We start from the raw sequence: 16,920 nt of genomic DNA, 5'->3' as shown, positions 1-16,920 counted from the left end.
TTTGCTTAGGCCCTACTGACTACCACTGTGCTTGCAAGAAGACAGTGCAGCAAAGAGTCTACAAACCTTAACAGAGGCGCCTTTCATGTTAAAGTTAGCTTTTTATTGGCCTCTTAACGCCTATCAACTGCGGTAACACCATGAAATACAAAGACCTGCGCGATTTTATCAAGCTGCTGGAGAAACGCGGCGAGCTTAAGCGCATCCATACGCCGGTAGACCCTAATCTGGAAATGACTGAGATCTGCGATCGCACTTTGCGAGCCGGTGGTCCAGCTCTGCTTTTTGAAAACCCGGTAGGCTTTGAGACTCCGGTTTTGGCGAATCTGTTTGGTACTCCTGAGCGGGTTGCTTTGGGGATGGGCGAGGAAAGTGTGGAAGCTCTTAGAGAAGTGGGTAAATTGCTAGCCTTTTTGAAAGAGCCCGAGCCTCCTAAAGGTTTGAAAGATGCTTGGAGCAAGATGCCCATCTTCAAAAAGGTGCTCAATATGGGGCCGAAGGTGTTGAGCAAGGCAGCTTGCCAGCAAGTTGTTAAGCAAGGTGATGAGGTTAATCTTGACGAGATTCCTATTCAAACTTGCTGGCCCGGCGATGCAGCGCCATTAATTACTTGGCCATTGGTGATTACCCGTGGCCCCAATAAAGAGCGTCAGAACCTAGGTATTTACCGTATGCAAAAGCTGGGTAAAAACCGCTTGATTATGCGTTGGTTGAGCCATCGTGGTGGCGCTTTAGATTTTCGCGAGTGGCAAGAGAAGCACCCGGGCGAGCCTTATCCAGTCAGCGTTGCTCTCGGCGCCGACCCAGCGACGATTCTTGGTGCCGTGACACCGGTGCCGGATACCTTGAGTGAATATGCTTTTGCCGGCTTGCTGCGAGATGATAAAACCGAGGTCTGTAAATCCATCAGTAATGATTTGCAGGTTCCCGCCAGTGCCGAGTATGTGCTTGAAGGGTTTATCTATCCCGATGATATGGCCGATGAAGGGCCATACGGTGATCATACGGGTTATTACAATGAAGTAGATCGCTTCCCGGTGTTTACTGTAGAAACGATCACCCATCGTAAAGATCCGATTTACCACAGCACTTATACCGGCCGTCCACCCGATGAGCCAGCAGTTTTAGGTGTGGCGCTCAACGAAGTTTTTGTGCCCATTTTGCAAAAACAGTTTCCAGAAATAGTCGACTTCTATTTACCGCCCGAGGGTTGCTCCTATCGTCTTGCGGTAGTGACGATGAAAAAACAATACCCAGGTCATGCCAAGCGCGTGATGATGGGGGTTTGGTCTTTCTTGCGACAGTTTATGTACACCAAGTTTGTGATCGTTACCGACGACGATGTGAATGCTCGTGATTGGAAAGATGTAATTTGGGCGATGACCACTCGTATGGACCCTATGCGTGATACCACCATGGTCGAAAACACGCCGATTGATTATTTGGACTTTGCCTCACCAGTTTCAGGTTTAGGTTCAAAAATGGGTATGGATGCCACCAATAAATGGCCCGGTGAAACCGATCGTGAATGGGGCGTAACCATTACCATGGGTCAAGCGGTAAAAGATAAGGTGGATGCCATGTGGGATGATCTTGGTATTCGTTTGCCCGAAAGCGATAACAAACTGATTTAGCAGGTTGTTAGCAAATGCATCACACAGCCGACACCAGTGTCGGCTGATTTGGGCTGCGTTGAATACACACTTGATTGCGGCCCATTTCTTTTGCTCGATAAAGCGCTATATCGGCCTGTTCCAGCAACCTAGTATAATTATCACCCCGCACTTCAGATTGTGACACTCCCACACTGACCGTAACTTTGCCACCATCTGGCAAGTTAATTTGCCTGAGTTTTTCTGAAAACTCTTGAGCAAAAGAAGAGGCTTCCACTAGGGCAAGCTTCGGCAAGATAAAAAGGAATTCCTCGCCGCCAATACGACCAAAATACTGATCTTTGTCGCAGTGCTTATTCGCAATGGCGGCGACCTCCAAGAGAATTCTATCCCCTTGACCATGGCCGTATTTATCGTTGATCAATTTAAAAAAATCCACATCGACTACTAATACGCTTAGCACATCAAATTTGGCAACAGCCTCATCAGCGATCCGCAATATCGCACGTCGATTATGCACCTTTGTTAAGGCATCGTAATCAGCCAAGCGACGCAACCTTCTTCGACCGACAACCAAAATTAATACAACTACCAATAACGAGACGATCAACAACATTGCGGTGAATAATCGATCTCTCGATGCTGATGCACGTGCTTCGGTAGCTTCAAGCTTAAGCTCTGCTAATTGATTTTTTCTAGAAAGATTCTCTACGACGAGTGATTTCAACTCAAAATCAAAACGGGTTTTCTCTACTTCTGCTGTTATCAATCGCAGGTAATCATTGCGCTCCCTTTCCAGAGCAACCACCTCCAAATATGCCTTAGCAGATTCTTCGTGGCGCCCTAATCCAGCATAAGCCCGGGCTTTTATTTCGCTACTCTTTGCACCGACTCCGTACCAAAGAATAGATTCCCCCAAATTTGTTAGGCGTTCACTATGCATCAAGGCCGTCTCAAAATCTTCTCGCGCCAAGGCTAGATGCGCTAAGGCCAAATAGTAACGCATCAACAAGGACTGATCTTCTACCCTCTTTACCGTCCCTGCAGGTAAGCTCAAATATTCCTGTGCAGAATTGAAATCCTGTTTTGCTAAATAGACTCTAGCCAAGCCAACCTTTGCGGCAAATAACATACCCTCGTCAACCCCTGCCACACCACTAGAGGCCTTTTTTAGCTTTGAAAAGTAATAACTTGAGGATTCTAGGTCTCCAAGCGCCAGATGCTCCTCACCCAAGCGAAAGTAATCAAAACGAACATTTCTTTGATTTTCTGCAAGTTTATCTAAACGTAGGGCTTCTTGGATATAACTAATAGCTTCTTGGTGACGAAACATGCGTCCATAGATATGACCAATCCGGTAGCTAAGTTCACCACCTTTACTGTGTCTTTCTTTTTCATTTAACTCAGACAGCAGCCTTCCACTATAAACTTTCTTAGCCTTTGAGAATTCAGCAATAGCTTTGCTGAACTTTCCATCACCGGCATAGACGTCGCCCAGCTTTAACAAGCCATGAAATTCGAGCAGGGGATCTCCCTGAGAACGTGAAATCTCTATGGTCTGCTCAATAGCCTGCACAGCTTCTGTTATGCGATGAAGATAAAAATACGCTATGGCCTCACAATGTAGGCTATAGCGTCTTAAATGATCAACACCAGCAACACCTTCGCTTTTCTTCTTAAATGTCTCACGAGTACTCAGAGACTCTGAAATTTTATTGGATCGGGCCTGCGCATCTTGCAAGAGAACCAAGTAGTTCAGCTGTAACTTAATCGGCAAGGATTGATACTGATCACGATAGGAGTCTAGCAAAGCACGCTCTTTCTCTTCAAAGTCCATATCTAAGCGCCTTGCCTCCAAACGCTGTATAACTTCAGACAGTGTTTCAGCAGTTGACGATAGCGAAAAGAGTAATAGAAATAATAGGTAAAGAGGCCGCCCAGTAAGATAAAAACTCATCTAGCAATCCAGCAATCAGGTTTTTAAGCGAAGAATGACCTAACGGTCAACTCAGGATAAGCCGCATCACCCCTAAGTCATTGGAATGAACAAACTATTTGGGCTTACACCCTTAAACTTAAGCTTATAGGGAAGAAAGTGGCAAGCACTTAGCCAAAGGAGAAAGGCAATACAGAAAAAAGGGTTAGAAAATACCAACTGGAAAACCTAAAAACTAATAGTAAAGTATCTATTTTTACTCACTTCAAGAAACGAGGGAACGCCGGACTAGTAATTGCCATAAATCCATACAGGTGACTTAAGCTTCCAAGTCAGAAGAATAGTAAACAACTCGATCACGACCAGATCTTTTTGCACTATAAAGTGCAATATCGGCCTTTTCGATAAGCCCCATAAAATCAGATAGTTCACCGTTTGACTGGCTGATACCTATACTGCAACTTAATGAACTCCCGTCAGGTAGTTTCAGCTGTCGAATTTTGTCCATAAACATTTCAGAAAAAGTGCCTATTTCATTGGAGTCTTTGCGCGGTAAGATAAACAGAAATTCTTCACCACCAACCCTTCCAAACTCGACATTCTGCTCGCAAAGTCCACGTGCAATTTTGGCCACAGCACAAAGAATCTCATCACCACAGGCGTGGCCAAAGTTATCGTTGATTCTCTTAAAAAAGTCTATATCTACTAAAAGAGTAGCTAGTGATTCACGACTACGAAAGACTTTCTCGCCATACCCCAAAATAGCTCGTCTATTCTTTACGCCCGTCAAGGCATCGTATTCTGCCAGCCGCTTAAAGCGACGTCGCCCGGATACCAATATCAAAATCAGCAGCAACAATGAGGCAATCAATAGCACGGCAGTCACCAACCTTTCCCGCCCAAGTTCAGCGCTCACTTCAGCAGATTGCAACTTTAATTCAGCAATCCTCTTATCTCTTGATAGGCTTTTGAGCTCTAATTCTCGACGCTCGAAGTCAAAACGCGTCCGCTCAACCTCTGCAGCCATGAGTCGTGCATAGTCACTTCGTTTTCTATAGAGCTCATGCATTTTTTGAAAAGAAGATAATGACTCTGTATATTGACCCAAGGCTTCGTACGCAGCCCCAAGCACCTCATAAACTGCTATACCCAAATCGTCCCATTGCTCAGTTCCAGCGATATCTATAAATAAACTAGCTGCCTTCACAGCATCGTCATGCCGCCCCTGCAGTAAAGCCAGTTGTGCGCGGGCAAGATGATAGCGCATTAGAAGCGGTCGATTCTCCACCTCTTTCATGTGATCTGAGGCTTCATCAAGACTAAGAGCAGCTTGCTGAGAATCGTCCTCTTCAATATACAATCGAGCCAAGCCAACTTTCGCCGCGAACACTCTATAGACATCTGGGTGTGGCCCAGCTAACGCAGCAAGTAATAGTTTATTGTAATAAGCCTTGGCTTCATCTGTTTTTCCAAGTTGACGGTTTTCCTCTGCCAAACGAAAAAGATCAAAACGGACGTTGCGCTGGTTACCTGCCAGAGTATCTAAACGCAAGGCCTCACCAATAAAATCTATTGCTTCTTCGTGCCGCAACATTCGCCCATAGACATAACCAATGCGATAGTTCATCTCGCCCTCTTTACTATAACGCTCTTTTTCTTCAAGCGTAGGCAAAAGGGTTTCAGTAAGTACTTTTTGAGCTTCACTATATTGCAGCAAAGCTTGGCTAAAATCTCTTAAGCCAGTAAGCAAATCGCCTAAGGACAAGCGGCTATGAAAGTACAAAAGGTAATCGCCTTCTTTTTTAGCCTTCACAGCCAAATTTTCGTAAATTTTCTGCGCTTCAGATGTTTGGTTGAGGTAAGCTCTTGCGATGCCCTCAAGCATTAGGCTATAAAGACTCAAGTGTTTGGACGGAAATAATTGCTCTAGTGGTTTTAGCTTCTCACGGGTATGCAAAGATTTTTTAATCTCACCAGAGCGCAGCTGTGCGTCTTGTAACAGCACTAGATAGTGCGCCTGTCGCGCGGGCTGCAACTGAGGGTATTCACTGAGCTTTGACTCAAGCTGAATTCGAACATCAGCATCAAAATTCATTTGCAAGCGCCGCACTTCTAAACGCTCAATCAATTCTGTCAAATTTTCAGCATGGATGCTTCCAACCCATAAAGTCCCAATCAGGAAGCATAAGATACCATTGGCTAAAGGTCTTAACATAATGCAAATCAGCGCTCAGAAAACTACAGCAACGCCTTCGTTTCAAACAAACGAAATCAACAAAGGCCTAGTATTAAACATACGCCAAGATCTGCAAAAAAGAAAATATTTACGCCAGAAAAGAGAGTTTTAGGCTTGGGTGGCCAATTGACCACCCAATTGTGACATTAAGCTGGCTTCGGTAAGGGAAGCTGAGATTGCACATTAGCTGCGCTTTTTAAGCCCTGCTGATAGTACTGAGTACTAAGCTCATGCTCGCCCATAGCGGCTAATAAACGACCAAGCTCTGCACAGGCTTCTGCGCTCGGCTTTTGTTTGATGGAGTTTTGGTAATACTCTTTCGCCTTGCCCCACAGCTCATTGCGTAAGCTTAGGCGAGCACAGCTGAGCAGCAAGGCCGCATCTGCCGGGCGTTGCTTTAGCCAGTTCTCGGCTTGAATGAGTTGACGATCCAAATCTTCGCCGGCTAGTAAGCCGTAGAGGGAGATAAGATTATCTTGCCAATCTTTCTGCAAGTGGCGACGTAACAAATTTTCGGCGATCGCATCGCCATCGTAGCGACGCAATTGTTGGGTATAGGCCATAACCATTGCCGGGCGCTTCTTCGCATCCTTAGGCAGGTCTTCCCATACTTCTTGCAGTTTAGCGATGGCGTTTTTGGTTTGCATGCGGCTTGCTTGCTCACCGGCCAAATCAATCAATGCTAAATACAATTTATCTGACAAAGCCAGGCGCTCGTCTTCACTACCCACCTTATGGCGATTTAATTCTGGCAGCAGACGCTCTAGAGACTCCCAGTCTTCTAATTCTGTGTAAACATTGCGAAGATATTCCAGCACCAAAACATTTTTGGGTGAAATTTTGCGAGCCTTCTCTAAAGTCGCCACACATTGCTCATACTTCTTTGCAGAGAACTGAATACGAGCCTGAGTAATTATAATGGCCAAGCTATCTTCTGAAGCCACTTCTTCGGCTTTTAGTAGCAGCTCGTTTGCTTGGTTCTCATCACCCAGCTCATGAGCACTGCGCGCTGCTGCCAAATAATTCAGTACAGGGGCCTGAACATTGTGGGCCGACTTTAATAGATCTTTGCGAGCAGATTTAAAATCACCCTCAATAAACTCTACCAAGCCTTTCTCAGTGCGCTTTTGAGCAGCGGCGGCACTACCAAAGAGAATAAAGTCGGTGCTTTTTTTGACGAGATTGACGCTGCCCTTGGATAGCTTAGCCGTCCAACGAGCAAGTAATAGAGCAGCCACAACTAAAATGACAGTAAACCAAAAGCTCATCTCGATACTGATGTTACCGAAGGCAATTAGCACATAGCCACTATCATGTTGTACTAGATAATCGAGATAGAATATGCCGGCAACAATTGCCAGCAAAACCAGTAATTTAAACTTCCAACGAAATCTCATGATTAAGCCTCCTTGCTCGCACTTACTTGCGGAGACTGAGTATTAGGCTTTGGCTGAGTCGACTTCACTTTATGCAATCGTTCAATGTAAACGCGCAACTGTTCGAGCGATGAAGTAATGTCTGGTAGAGGAACAACGATTTCTTGCTTTTCAAGCTCATCCAATTCCAATATGAAAGCCTCGATTTGACTATTCGGCGGAAACTGATCTTGCAGCCACTCACGAGCTTGTTGAATCGAGGTTTCATAAATTACTTTTTCTTCGCGTAACATGGCCAATTGCGCACGCTCAATCATAAAGCGGAGATTAAGCTTCACATAGGCCTGAGCTTCAGGTGGCAGCAGCGCATTGACCGGCTGATTACGACGAATATGTACAAAGCCTTTTAGATAATCGAAAACCGATGTTGCCCAGCCTTGCATACGATGCTGCCAAGTAACATTTTCGGGTAATACAGGCTCTTCCATTGAGTGGTTACGCTCAGCCATCGGTACACGCTTAGGTAAAGTCGGCAAATTATCAATCTGCTTTGCCAAACCCGCCATGCGCAAGAACAAACCATCACGATCAACTTTTGGCGCTAGCTTTAATGCGGCGAGATCCTCACCGATAGCCTGACGAATTGGGAATAGATCCACATCGTCCATTTCCGCCAAAATTTTATCGGCGGTTTCCAGCAAGCCCTGGGAGCCTTTGGTGGCACGTTCGGTTAGCAAACGTTGATTCGCCAAACGCAATAAGTATTCGGCCTCGGCCAATAGCCAATCATCACGGCTGGTAGAGGAAATGCTGATAAGACGTTTATTATGAGCATCTAAACGCTGATGCACGGCTTGTAATGAATCCTGTACGGTTTGAGCAACTTCATCAGTGCCAGCTACCGAAGCCGATACCGTTTGCTGCTCACTGGCTAGTTTCAGAATCTGCTGATTCTGGCTTTCAATTAAAGTCGCCATTTCAGTTTCACGTTCCTGGCGACCTTTATCCTGCTGCCAGAACTGCCAGCCAAAATATCCACCAGCGCCAACGGCGGCGCATAGTAGTAGGACCACAAACCAAATAAAGAAGCCGGCACCCGAGCTCTTCTCTTTAGCAACAGGAGCTTTTTTGCTAGCTGCTTTTTCAGCAGGCTTAGCGGCGCTGGCGGTTTTTGATTCTGGCTGTTTTTGCTCAGGTTTTTGCTGCTCTTGTTTTGCCTTATCGTCGGCAGGCAGCTGATCTTTGTTATCGGTATTGCTCATGTGAACTCCATTTGTGCAAGGTCACCCTAGCAGCGGGGTTTTAAATTAAATTCTATTACGGGCTTAGCTGGCCAATGTACTTAAGGCTTCCAGCATGGCGGGCTCACCGGCATTACTGGCAGCTAAAACCTTCTCAAAACCCAAGCTTTCGGCCATATTGGCAACACGCAAGCTCGGGCAAATCAATGGGTAACTTAACCAGGCGCCAAGCCCGGCTTCTTCTATTCCATAGTGCAAGTGTTCTAAGGACTCTCCACTATGCACCAAGATCACTTTTCGCCCAGATAGCTCAGAAAACTGGCTACCAGTTAAGGCGGTACTCAGCATTGCCGGTCGAATGCGGCAGTAAAGCTCGCAATAGTCAACTTTAGCACCTCGCTGGCTTAATGTTTGTGCCAGTTGCTCTCGGCCACCCTTACCGCGAAAAATAAGGATCTTTTTGTCGCTTAAATCCTGCAACTGCCCTAGCTCTAGGAGTGCTTCGCTGTCCATGGCACCTTCCGCCGAACTCAATTCAGTAAAGGCCATAGCTCGAGCTGCAGCCGCGGTGGCAGCACCAATTGCCAGATAGCGCTGCCCCATAGGCAGCTGAGGCCAATACTGATCAATCCAAGGCTCAGCGTATTTGACGGCGTTTTGGCTAATAAAGATCACAAAAGCGTATTGATCAAGGTCCATAACTCTAGACTTGATCGCCGCAATGGCCGCCTCCTCGCCCAATTGAGCAATTTCCATACAGGGAATATGCAAACATTGCCCCCCTGCCGCTATGATTTTATCTTGCAAGCTATTACTTGCCTGCTCTGGCCGACATAGGAGCACATTAAGCCCAGTTAAGTTCATTGTGCTCATCACCTTTAAACCTAAGCTGAATTAGGGCGTATTGCCGTAGACCTTGTCGAGAATCTCTTTGGCACCAGCTTCCAGTAGGCGTTCTGCCATTGCTACGCCCATACTTTCGCCGCTATTTAAATTGCCTTCCGCTTCTTCAAATAGCATGGTGCTGCCATCCGGATCGCCGACCAAGCCACGCAACCATAATTTACCATCTCGCTCTATGGCATAACTTGCGATAGGCACCTGGCAACCGCCCTCTAGACGACGATTCATAGCACGCTCAGCTAAAACAGCCCTAGCCGTCTCATTATCATGCAAGGGAGCCAAAAGCTTCTTACAGACTTCATCGTCCACTCGACATTCAATACCCACGGCCCCTTGGCCACCGGCAGGTAAGCTAAGCTCAGGAGCGATAAAATCGCGAATACGATCAGCCATTTCTAAGCGAATTAGCCCAGCAGCTGCAAGAATAATAGCTTGGTATTCACCAGCATCCAGCTTTGCCAAACGAGTATTAACGTTGCCACGCAGAAAACGGATATCCAGATCCGGACGAGCTGCTAATAGCTGGCACTGGCGGCGCAGGCTGGAAGTTCCCACTACGGCACCTTCCGGAAGCTCATTTAGGGAGGCAAATTCATTGGAGACAAATGCATCACGTGGATCTTCACGCGGGCAGATAACCTCTAAGCCCAAGCCTTCCGGAAATTCCATCGGTACATCTTTCATGGAATGAACAGCGATATCAGCACGCTTTTCTAAAAGCGCATGCTCTAATTCTTTAACGAAGAGACCTTTACCACCTACTTTGGCAAGCGGCACATCTAGAATTTTATCGCCCTTGCTGACCATGGGTACCAAACTTACCTCTAAGTCTGGGTGGTGACGTTCTAGTTCAGCTTTAACATACTCAGCCTGCCATAGGGCTAGAGCACTCTTACGCGTGGCGATTCGAATAGATCGGGACATGATGGGCACTTAATCAATAAATCAAGCGCCTATAATAACAGAGCAGAGAACCTGCTCCTATGTTTTAGCTCAGGCAAGCGCTGCTTAAAAAACAACCAACTATATTGTGTTACAGGTTTAGCGAAGCTAGGCAATAAGCTCCGCTGTGCCTTCAAAGCTTCGCTCAGCCTCTGGTTTTGGGTCATTCACCTTTAGGCTTAGTAGCAAACGTTCGGCTGCACGGCGACTGTCTCGAATCACTAATTCACCACCACCCAAAGCAGCCATCATTTGAACATTGAAAACCAAACTGATTAAGCCCCATGCAACTTCACGTTGCGCTGACGCATCAGCATCAGGGTAATCCACATTAATTATGCGACACAGTATCATGACAAAATTGCTGTACCACTCGTTCATACGGTGCTTAATTTCGGGATAGAGATCTGCACCAGAAACCAAAGCCTCTGCTACTAAAATTTTTCGGCGTTGATCTTCATCAATATTGATAAACAAATAATCAAGTAACGGTGCGCTAGTTTCTGACTCAGGCATTGTAGCAAGCATTTTGCAGGCTTCAGCTCTAGAAGATTTGATATATCGATCCGCTAAGGCTTTCACCATTTCGGAGCGGTTGCCGATATGATAACGCAACAGGCTTCGTCGCAAACCCGACTCTTCGGCAATTCTTTCTAAGGTTGTGCCCTCAACACCCAGTCGAGCAACACATCTCTCGAATGCATCGAGAATTTCTTCTGTGCGTTCAGCTTTAACACTGGGACGTGCCATTTGGTTTCGAGCTCCCTGTCGAAGTAATTGTTGGCACCGATACTATCACAAGGATTTAGACGAAACATTACCCCAAATCAGAGATAAGAAAGTTTTTTTCAAAAAAACACAAGAAACGTAACCTGCGGCTATAAGAGAGATATACCGAAGCAAATAACCCAGCAATATCTCTTCACAATAAGCTGTCATTTATGAATAATAAATAAATCTTACATTTCAATTAATAGAATTTTTGCCACGGATAAAAAGAGAATTAATTTTCATTTTTGAAAATTAATTCTCGGCAAGAAAATAAGCAGAAGGTCATTTTTCTGCACACAAACAAAAAAGCCTCGATACAATCGAGGCTTTTGGAAGGAAGAGAAAATTTATTACATTTCAGCAAGCATTGCACGAATACGACTTACATGCCGACGACTCACAATAGGCTTTTCATCACTATCGCGCAAGCGCATCACATAGTGCCCTTCTGCGGCTCTTTCCATACCTTCAATGTAACTGCGCGCAACCAAAGCGTTTCTGTGAATACGCACAAAGCTAGCCTCAAACTCTGACTCTAACTCTTTTAGAGTATCATCGATTAAGGTTTCACCCCCACGATGATAAACCGTTACGTATTTTTGATCGGCCAGAAAATAAAACACATCTTCCAATGGAATTAGCTCGACGCCACGACGAGTTTTCGCGCTTATGTGTTTGCGGGCATTTGGGCGATCCTCTTTGCCCATATCATCTAGAGCCGCCAACTGCATACGATTAAGCTTGCGAGCATTATGCAAAACTTGCTCTAGCTGCTCTTGCCTAACTGGCTTTAATAAATAACCAACCGCCTGGGCCTCAAAGGCTTCAACAGCGTGTTTATCATAGGCCGTGCAAAACACCACTGCTGGTGGATCTTGCATCGTAGAAATTCGCTTAGCTGCTGACAGGCCATCTTCACCCGGCATGGAAATATCCATCAATACCACATCTGGACCTGACGACTGAATAGCTTGCATAGCCTCATCGGCACCTGCAGCTTGCGCCACAACCTCACACTCATCCATGCGGGAAATCATTCGAACCAACCGCTCTCTGGCTAGCGCCTCATCATCGACGACCAAAACATCCATGATTGTGCTCATTACTTAGATCTCACTTGTTTTTTTACTGTGTTGAATTATAGCTATCGGCAGCAGCTCATAATTTCTTCAATTGGTAACGAATATTAATTGTGTAAAGTTCGTCATTCTGCTCGATACTCCACTTAACCTTCTCTCCAAAGTGTCCCTTTAGGCGGGCTAGCACATTATTCAGTGCCAGCTGATTACCAGAGCTGCGGGCTTCTTGAACCAGAGGGTTGCTTACTACTAAGTGTAGCTCGTCATTCTGTTTAAGCACCTTTATTCGAATAGTGCCACCGTGGGGCAAGTGGTGCACGCCATGCTTAATGGCATTTTCTAATAAGGGCTGCAATACCAAGCTCGGTATTGGCATATTCCAGGCTTCGTCAGCCACTTGCCACTCGGTATGTAAGCGCTCACCCATGCGCAGTTTTTCCATCGCCAAATACCGCTCACATAAAGTGACTTCATCCCTTAGGGTTACCAATTTGGGCTCAGCCAGACTGGCGCGAAACAGCTCACTTAGATCTTCAATCGCTTGCTCTGCCTTTTGCGGGTCTACCTCGATTAAACAGGCAATCGTGTTCATACAGTTAAATAAGAAATGGGGCTGAATCCTTGATTGCAGCGCCTGCAGCTGCGAGTGCAAATGAGCTTGCTGTTGGTTACGCACTTGCTGCTGCAGGTACATGTATCGCAGGCCAATGCCTGAAATAATCATGGAGATCAGCAAAAACTGCCCAAGACTCCAATAATTTAACTGCAGCATATCGCCATACTGAGAGATAACCACGCTAAACAAGCATAGGGTCATCAGCTGAACCACGACGAAACAGCTTAGGCCTGCTATAGCCGGGTGGCGCTTATTGAGCCAGCTCGACATCAAGGCTAGAAAAAGTAGCGATGCCAGCGCAATCCATTGCACCGCAAAAGAAACCATACCAAAACCCTGCCAATTAAAGCCTTCCAAACCAAAGGCTGCCAAACTCAGGGTGATCGCCAATAGCTCACACACTAAGACAACAATCAAGGCCACAGATGGTTTCTTGAGATCCGGCAGGAAATCACCCTGAATATTCAGAGCTTCATTAACCCCTTGTTCTAATTGGCGCTTTTCACTATTTCTATTAAACAAAGCCTCTCCTAGAGAGCATATCAATACGGTGGTAATTAAACTGAGCTGAATTGTACGGTGTCATACTTCAGAGCGCCGACTCTACAAGGCCAAAAGGTTGATCAGTTACCTTAGGCGGCATGAAGCACTATAATGCCACACCCTAAGGTGGGCTCTGCCTATTTAGGCGCAATAGCAAACCAATACTTTAAGATTAAAAAAAGCAGGATTTAACCATGAGCGATAGCCAAAACGACGCCACCAATCAGCAATGGGGCGGTCGCTTTAGTGAGGCAACTGACGCCTTTGTACAACGTTTTACAGCCTCGGTGCAATTTGACCAGCGCATGTACAAACAAGATATTCAGGGCTCCGTCGCCCATGCCACTATGCTGGCCGAAGCGGGCGTTCTCAGCGCAGAAGAGCGAGATGCCATCATTCAGGGCTTGCAAACCGTGCAGGCCGACATTGAAGCCGGCCGCTTCGATTGGTCCATTCCACTTGAAGATGTTCATATGAACATCGAATCAGCATTAACTAAGGCTATTGGCATTACTGGTAAAAAACTGCACACCGGCCGTTCTCGCAACGATCAGGTAGCGACCGATATCCGCCTGTGGCTCCGCGATGAGATAGATCTGATCAGCGCTGAAATGACCCGCCTACAAGACGGCTTAATCAAGCTCGCCGAAGGCGAAGCCGACACCATCATGCCAGGTTTTACTCACCTACAAACAGCCCAACCGGTGACTTTCGGCCATCACCTGCTGGCATGGAACGAGATGCTAGAGCGTGACTTTGGTCGCCTGCTAGACTGCCGCAAGCGCTTAAACCAATCACCACTAGGCGCCGCGGCATTAGCTGGCACCAGCTACGCTATTCAGCGCGATATGACGGCCGAGTTGCTAGGCTTTAGCAAACCCACCGAAAATAGCTTGGACTCCGTATCCGATCGCGACTTCGCTATCGAATTCTGTGCCTTTGCCAGTCTGCTGCTGACCCATATGTCACGCATGTCTGAGGAGTTAGTATTGTGGACATCAGCGCAGTTTAATTTTATCGATTTGCCAGATCGTTTCTGCACCGGCTCTTCCATCATGCCGCAAAAGAAGAACCCAGATGTACCAGAGCTGGTACGTGGTAAAACAGGCCGTGTTAATGGTCATTTGATCAGCTTACTCACCTTGATGAAGTCTCAGCCATTGGCTTACAACAAGGATAACCAGGAAGACAAAGAGCCATTATTCGACGCGGTGGATACCGTTAAAGATTGCCTACGCGCTTTTGCCGATATGATTCCTGCCATTGAATCCAAGCCAGCGGCCATGCTGGAAGCTGCTAAACGTGGCTTCTCTACCGCCACAGATTTAGCTGATTACCTGGTTTGTAAAGGCGTGCCTTTCCGCGATGCACACGAGATTGTGGGTAAATCCGTCGCCTACGGCCTAGAGACTGGCAAGGATCTCTCCGATATGAGCCTAGAGGAGCTGCAGCAATTTAGCAGCCAGATCAGCGACGATGTCTTCCAAGTTCTTACTCTTGAAGGTTCAGTCGCCGCTCGTAACCACATTGGAGGCACCGCCCCCGATCAGGTTCGCCAAGCCGCAGGGCGCGCACTCGCCCTACTAGCGCAGCGCTAAATCGTACACAAGGCCCGCTACACCGGGCCTTTTTTATACCTCTAGATCAGCTTAGTTCTTCTCGTTTCCTCTCGTCCCTCTCTCACCGCCATCTTTTCATAAGACTCTAAGCTGCCAGCACCGCGCTTCCGGCTAAGTTGCCATAAATACAGTGGCGCTTGTTAAGTTTTACAAACACCATGTCAAGTATATTTGACATGGTGTTAAAGCCAAACTAGGATTCGCCATGTCAAATATTATTAACACCAAGTTAATCAAGTTATACCAAGGAGGAAGTAATGGCTTATCGTGAACAAGTGTTATGGGTCGACGCCCTAATTATGCTGGGCTTAATCGGATATACCGTGAAGCAATTGATTTTAGCGGGCAATGAAGCTCTATTTAACATTGAACAAGCCTATGAGGTGGTCGCTAGCGTGCTCTTTATGGCCGTTATCGCCTATATTCTCTGCCATATCGCAATCGCCATCGTCGCAAATAAAGAAGCGGAAGACGAACGCGACGAACGAGAGCAACAGGCAGCCCAGCTTGGCGCATATTGGTCCGCAACCATTAGCCAAACCACCATCGTACTGGCCCTAGTGCAATTTGGCCTGACCGTTCAATTTGGTGGCGACCGCGGTGAACTAAGCCTAGCCCACCCACTATTACTGTTATTAATCGGCTTAATCTTGGCCGAGCTAAGTAACGCAGGGCGCCAGCTTTATTATCTATATCGCGGTATCTAATCGCAGTCGGAGGTGATATGAGCAAATGCCAAATTAGCAATCAAATACGCCGCCTGCGATTTGAACATGATGAAATGACCCAACAAGCACTGGCTACAGCGGTTGGGGTCACTAGGCAAACCATTTTAGCTATTGAGGCGGGGCGCTACTCCCCATCCTTAGAAGTGGCTTTTAAAATTGCAGCCGTATTTCAGCGCCCGTTAGAGGAGGTCTTTCAATATCAAACGGAAAATAGCTAATACATAACACTCATGCCGCAGAAGTTACCGTTTATATCAGGGCGCAGGGACTCAATTGCATCCTGATATAAACTGAAGACAAATTTTCTGGAATGGACACCAAAGTAATGTTTTTTAGATCTGCACTTGCTTCTCTTTTAGTGTCGGGGCTTGCCATCAATCACGCCCACGCGCAAATCGGACAAATCTACACCAGCCCACAATTTATTAGCTCACCAGAAGATCATATCGTTGTTCAAAACGGCTTAATAACTGTTGATCCTTATGAAGCTAATAAGCCGCAGCTTTTTATCAGACACTTAGGTCCAAACGCTGCCGAGCAAAATATTAGCTATGATGTCGGTTATTACACGGGATTTCATACCGACGCCGAAAACCAATTTGGGGAGTTTGACCTAGCACCTCCGACTGGGAGCAGCGCCATCCAACTGCACGGCTACCAGGCGGGCTGCATGATTAATACTTGGCAATTTGACTGGCAAGCTGTTAACGGCGGAGGCCCACACTGTGCTTACCAATACCTTTATGACATCGAAGACGCACCGAGGCCTTGGAGCAATGAGGCAGACTGGAGCCTGACATTTCAGTTTTTCCATCGCCTGCCGCAGTTTTATCGCGACACCAATTCACCCAAAGGAAAAGCGATTGGGCAATCCTCTATGGTGGTTTATTTACAAAACGACAGCGGGCAAATTATCGGTGTCTTAGCCAATTTGTACGATATGCGCGGAGTCTACCCCGCCTTCAGTGCTCACGATGGATATTCAGCTTTTGTTTCTGCACCACTTCTTGCTGCCGAAGAAAGTGATGAGCAGTGCCGATTTTTTGAAAAATCGATTTATAGCGACAGCTTCGACAACAAGACTTTCAGCAAAGAACAGTTCTTTCGGCTGCATATCACTAAAGACAATTTAAATTGCATCTTCGATACGATGGAGCAAAAAGAACTAGATTTACCACGCGACCCAGAAGGCTGGCGAGTTCACTCTTGGTTATGGCTAATGGAAATTGGTGGCTATTCAGATGAAGCCAACGCAAGTCTAGGCGGCTCTATTAGAGACCCTTACTTACTAACTTGCACCGGTACTGACTGCTAACA

The 16,920-nt window shown here is 46.5% G+C and carries 14 protein-coding genes; 5 read left to right on the top strand and 9 right to left on the bottom strand.

Features of this window, described 5'->3' with window-relative positions:
* Positions 1-140: 140 nt before the first annotated feature.
* Positions 141-1,634 carry a 4-hydroxy-3-polyprenylbenzoate decarboxylase gene (gene ubiD, locus Q1A08_RS18870; RefSeq protein WP_299775810.1) on the top strand — a complete coding sequence of 498 codons (1,494 nt, stop codon included), beginning with the start codon at positions 141-143 and terminating at the stop codon, positions 1,632-1,634.
* A gap of 19 nt (positions 1,635-1,653) precedes the next feature.
* Here the strand turns inward: ubiD and Q1A08_RS18865 are convergent, their stop codons facing one another.
* The 9 genes from Q1A08_RS18865 to Q1A08_RS18825 form a co-directional block, all read right to left on the bottom strand.
* Positions 1,654-3,570 (bottom strand): GGDEF domain-containing protein, encoded by a 1,917-nt coding sequence (locus tag Q1A08_RS18865; RefSeq protein ID WP_299775808.1) that lies wholly within the window; start codon positions 3,568-3,570, stop codon positions 1,654-1,656.
* Positions 3,571-3,868: 298 nt separating this feature from the next.
* Positions 3,869-5,686, bottom strand: a complete 1,818-nt coding sequence (locus Q1A08_RS18860) for a GGDEF domain-containing protein (RefSeq protein ID WP_299775805.1) — start codon at positions 5,684-5,686, stop codon at positions 3,869-3,871.
* Between the two features lie 245 nt (positions 5,687-5,931).
* Entirely contained in the window at positions 5,932-7,182 is a 1,251-nt protein-coding gene (locus tag Q1A08_RS18855; protein ID WP_299775803.1) for a heme biosynthesis HemY N-terminal domain-containing protein, read from the bottom strand.
* Between the two features lie 2 nt (positions 7,183-7,184).
* A complete protein-coding gene (locus Q1A08_RS18850) occupies positions 7,185-8,423 on the bottom strand; it encodes a uroporphyrinogen-III C-methyltransferase (protein WP_299775801.1) in 1,239 nt (412 codons plus the stop codon).
* Positions 8,424-8,486: 63 nt separating this feature from the next.
* On the bottom strand, positions 8,487-9,275 hold the full coding sequence (locus tag Q1A08_RS18845; protein ID WP_299775799.1) for a uroporphyrinogen-III synthase: 789 nt from the start codon (positions 9,273-9,275) through the stop codon (positions 8,487-8,489).
* A 21-nt stretch (positions 9,276-9,296) separates the two neighbouring features.
* A complete protein-coding gene (gene hemC / locus Q1A08_RS18840; RefSeq protein WP_363323552.1) occupies positions 9,297-10,229 on the bottom strand; it encodes a hydroxymethylbilane synthase in 933 nt (310 codons plus the stop codon).
* 126 nt (positions 10,230-10,355) lie between these two features.
* Positions 10,356-10,997, bottom strand: coding sequence for a TetR/AcrR family transcriptional regulator (locus Q1A08_RS18835; RefSeq protein WP_299775797.1), 642 nt, complete (start codon positions 10,995-10,997; stop codon positions 10,356-10,358).
* A 371-nt stretch (positions 10,998-11,368) separates the two neighbouring features.
* Positions 11,369-12,109, bottom strand: coding sequence for a LytTR family DNA-binding domain-containing protein (locus Q1A08_RS18830; RefSeq protein ID WP_299776001.1), 741 nt, complete (start codon positions 12,107-12,109; stop codon positions 11,369-11,371).
* A gap of 67 nt (positions 12,110-12,176) precedes the next feature.
* Positions 12,177-13,235 (bottom strand): histidine kinase, encoded by a 1,059-nt coding sequence (locus Q1A08_RS18825; RefSeq protein ID WP_299775796.1) that lies wholly within the window; start codon positions 13,233-13,235, stop codon positions 12,177-12,179.
* Positions 13,236-13,450: 215 nt separating this feature from the next.
* Between Q1A08_RS18825 and argH the strand changes: the two genes are divergently transcribed.
* From argH to Q1A08_RS18805, 4 genes are all read left to right on the top strand, one after another.
* A complete protein-coding gene (gene argH, locus Q1A08_RS18820) occupies positions 13,451-14,854 on the top strand; it encodes an argininosuccinate lyase (protein ID WP_299775794.1) in 1,404 nt (467 codons plus the stop codon).
* A 278-nt stretch (positions 14,855-15,132) separates the two neighbouring features.
* A complete protein-coding gene (locus Q1A08_RS18815) occupies positions 15,133-15,582 on the top strand; it encodes a hypothetical protein (protein WP_299775792.1) in 450 nt (149 codons plus the stop codon).
* A 17-nt stretch (positions 15,583-15,599) separates the two neighbouring features.
* On the top strand, positions 15,600-15,821 hold the full coding sequence (locus Q1A08_RS18810) for a helix-turn-helix transcriptional regulator (protein ID WP_299775791.1): 222 nt from the start codon (positions 15,600-15,602) through the stop codon (positions 15,819-15,821).
* Positions 15,822-15,928: 107 nt separating this feature from the next.
* Positions 15,929-16,918, top strand: a complete 990-nt coding sequence (locus Q1A08_RS18805) for a hypothetical protein (RefSeq protein ID WP_299775790.1) — start codon at positions 15,929-15,931, stop codon at positions 16,916-16,918.
* Positions 16,919-16,920 lie beyond the last annotated feature (2 nt).

The organism is uncultured Pseudoteredinibacter sp., from assembly GCF_947500695.1.
Classification (GTDB): Bacteria; Pseudomonadota; Gammaproteobacteria; order Pseudomonadales; family Cellvibrionaceae; genus Pseudoteredinibacter.
This window is presented reverse-complemented; position numbering and strand designations above follow the sequence as displayed.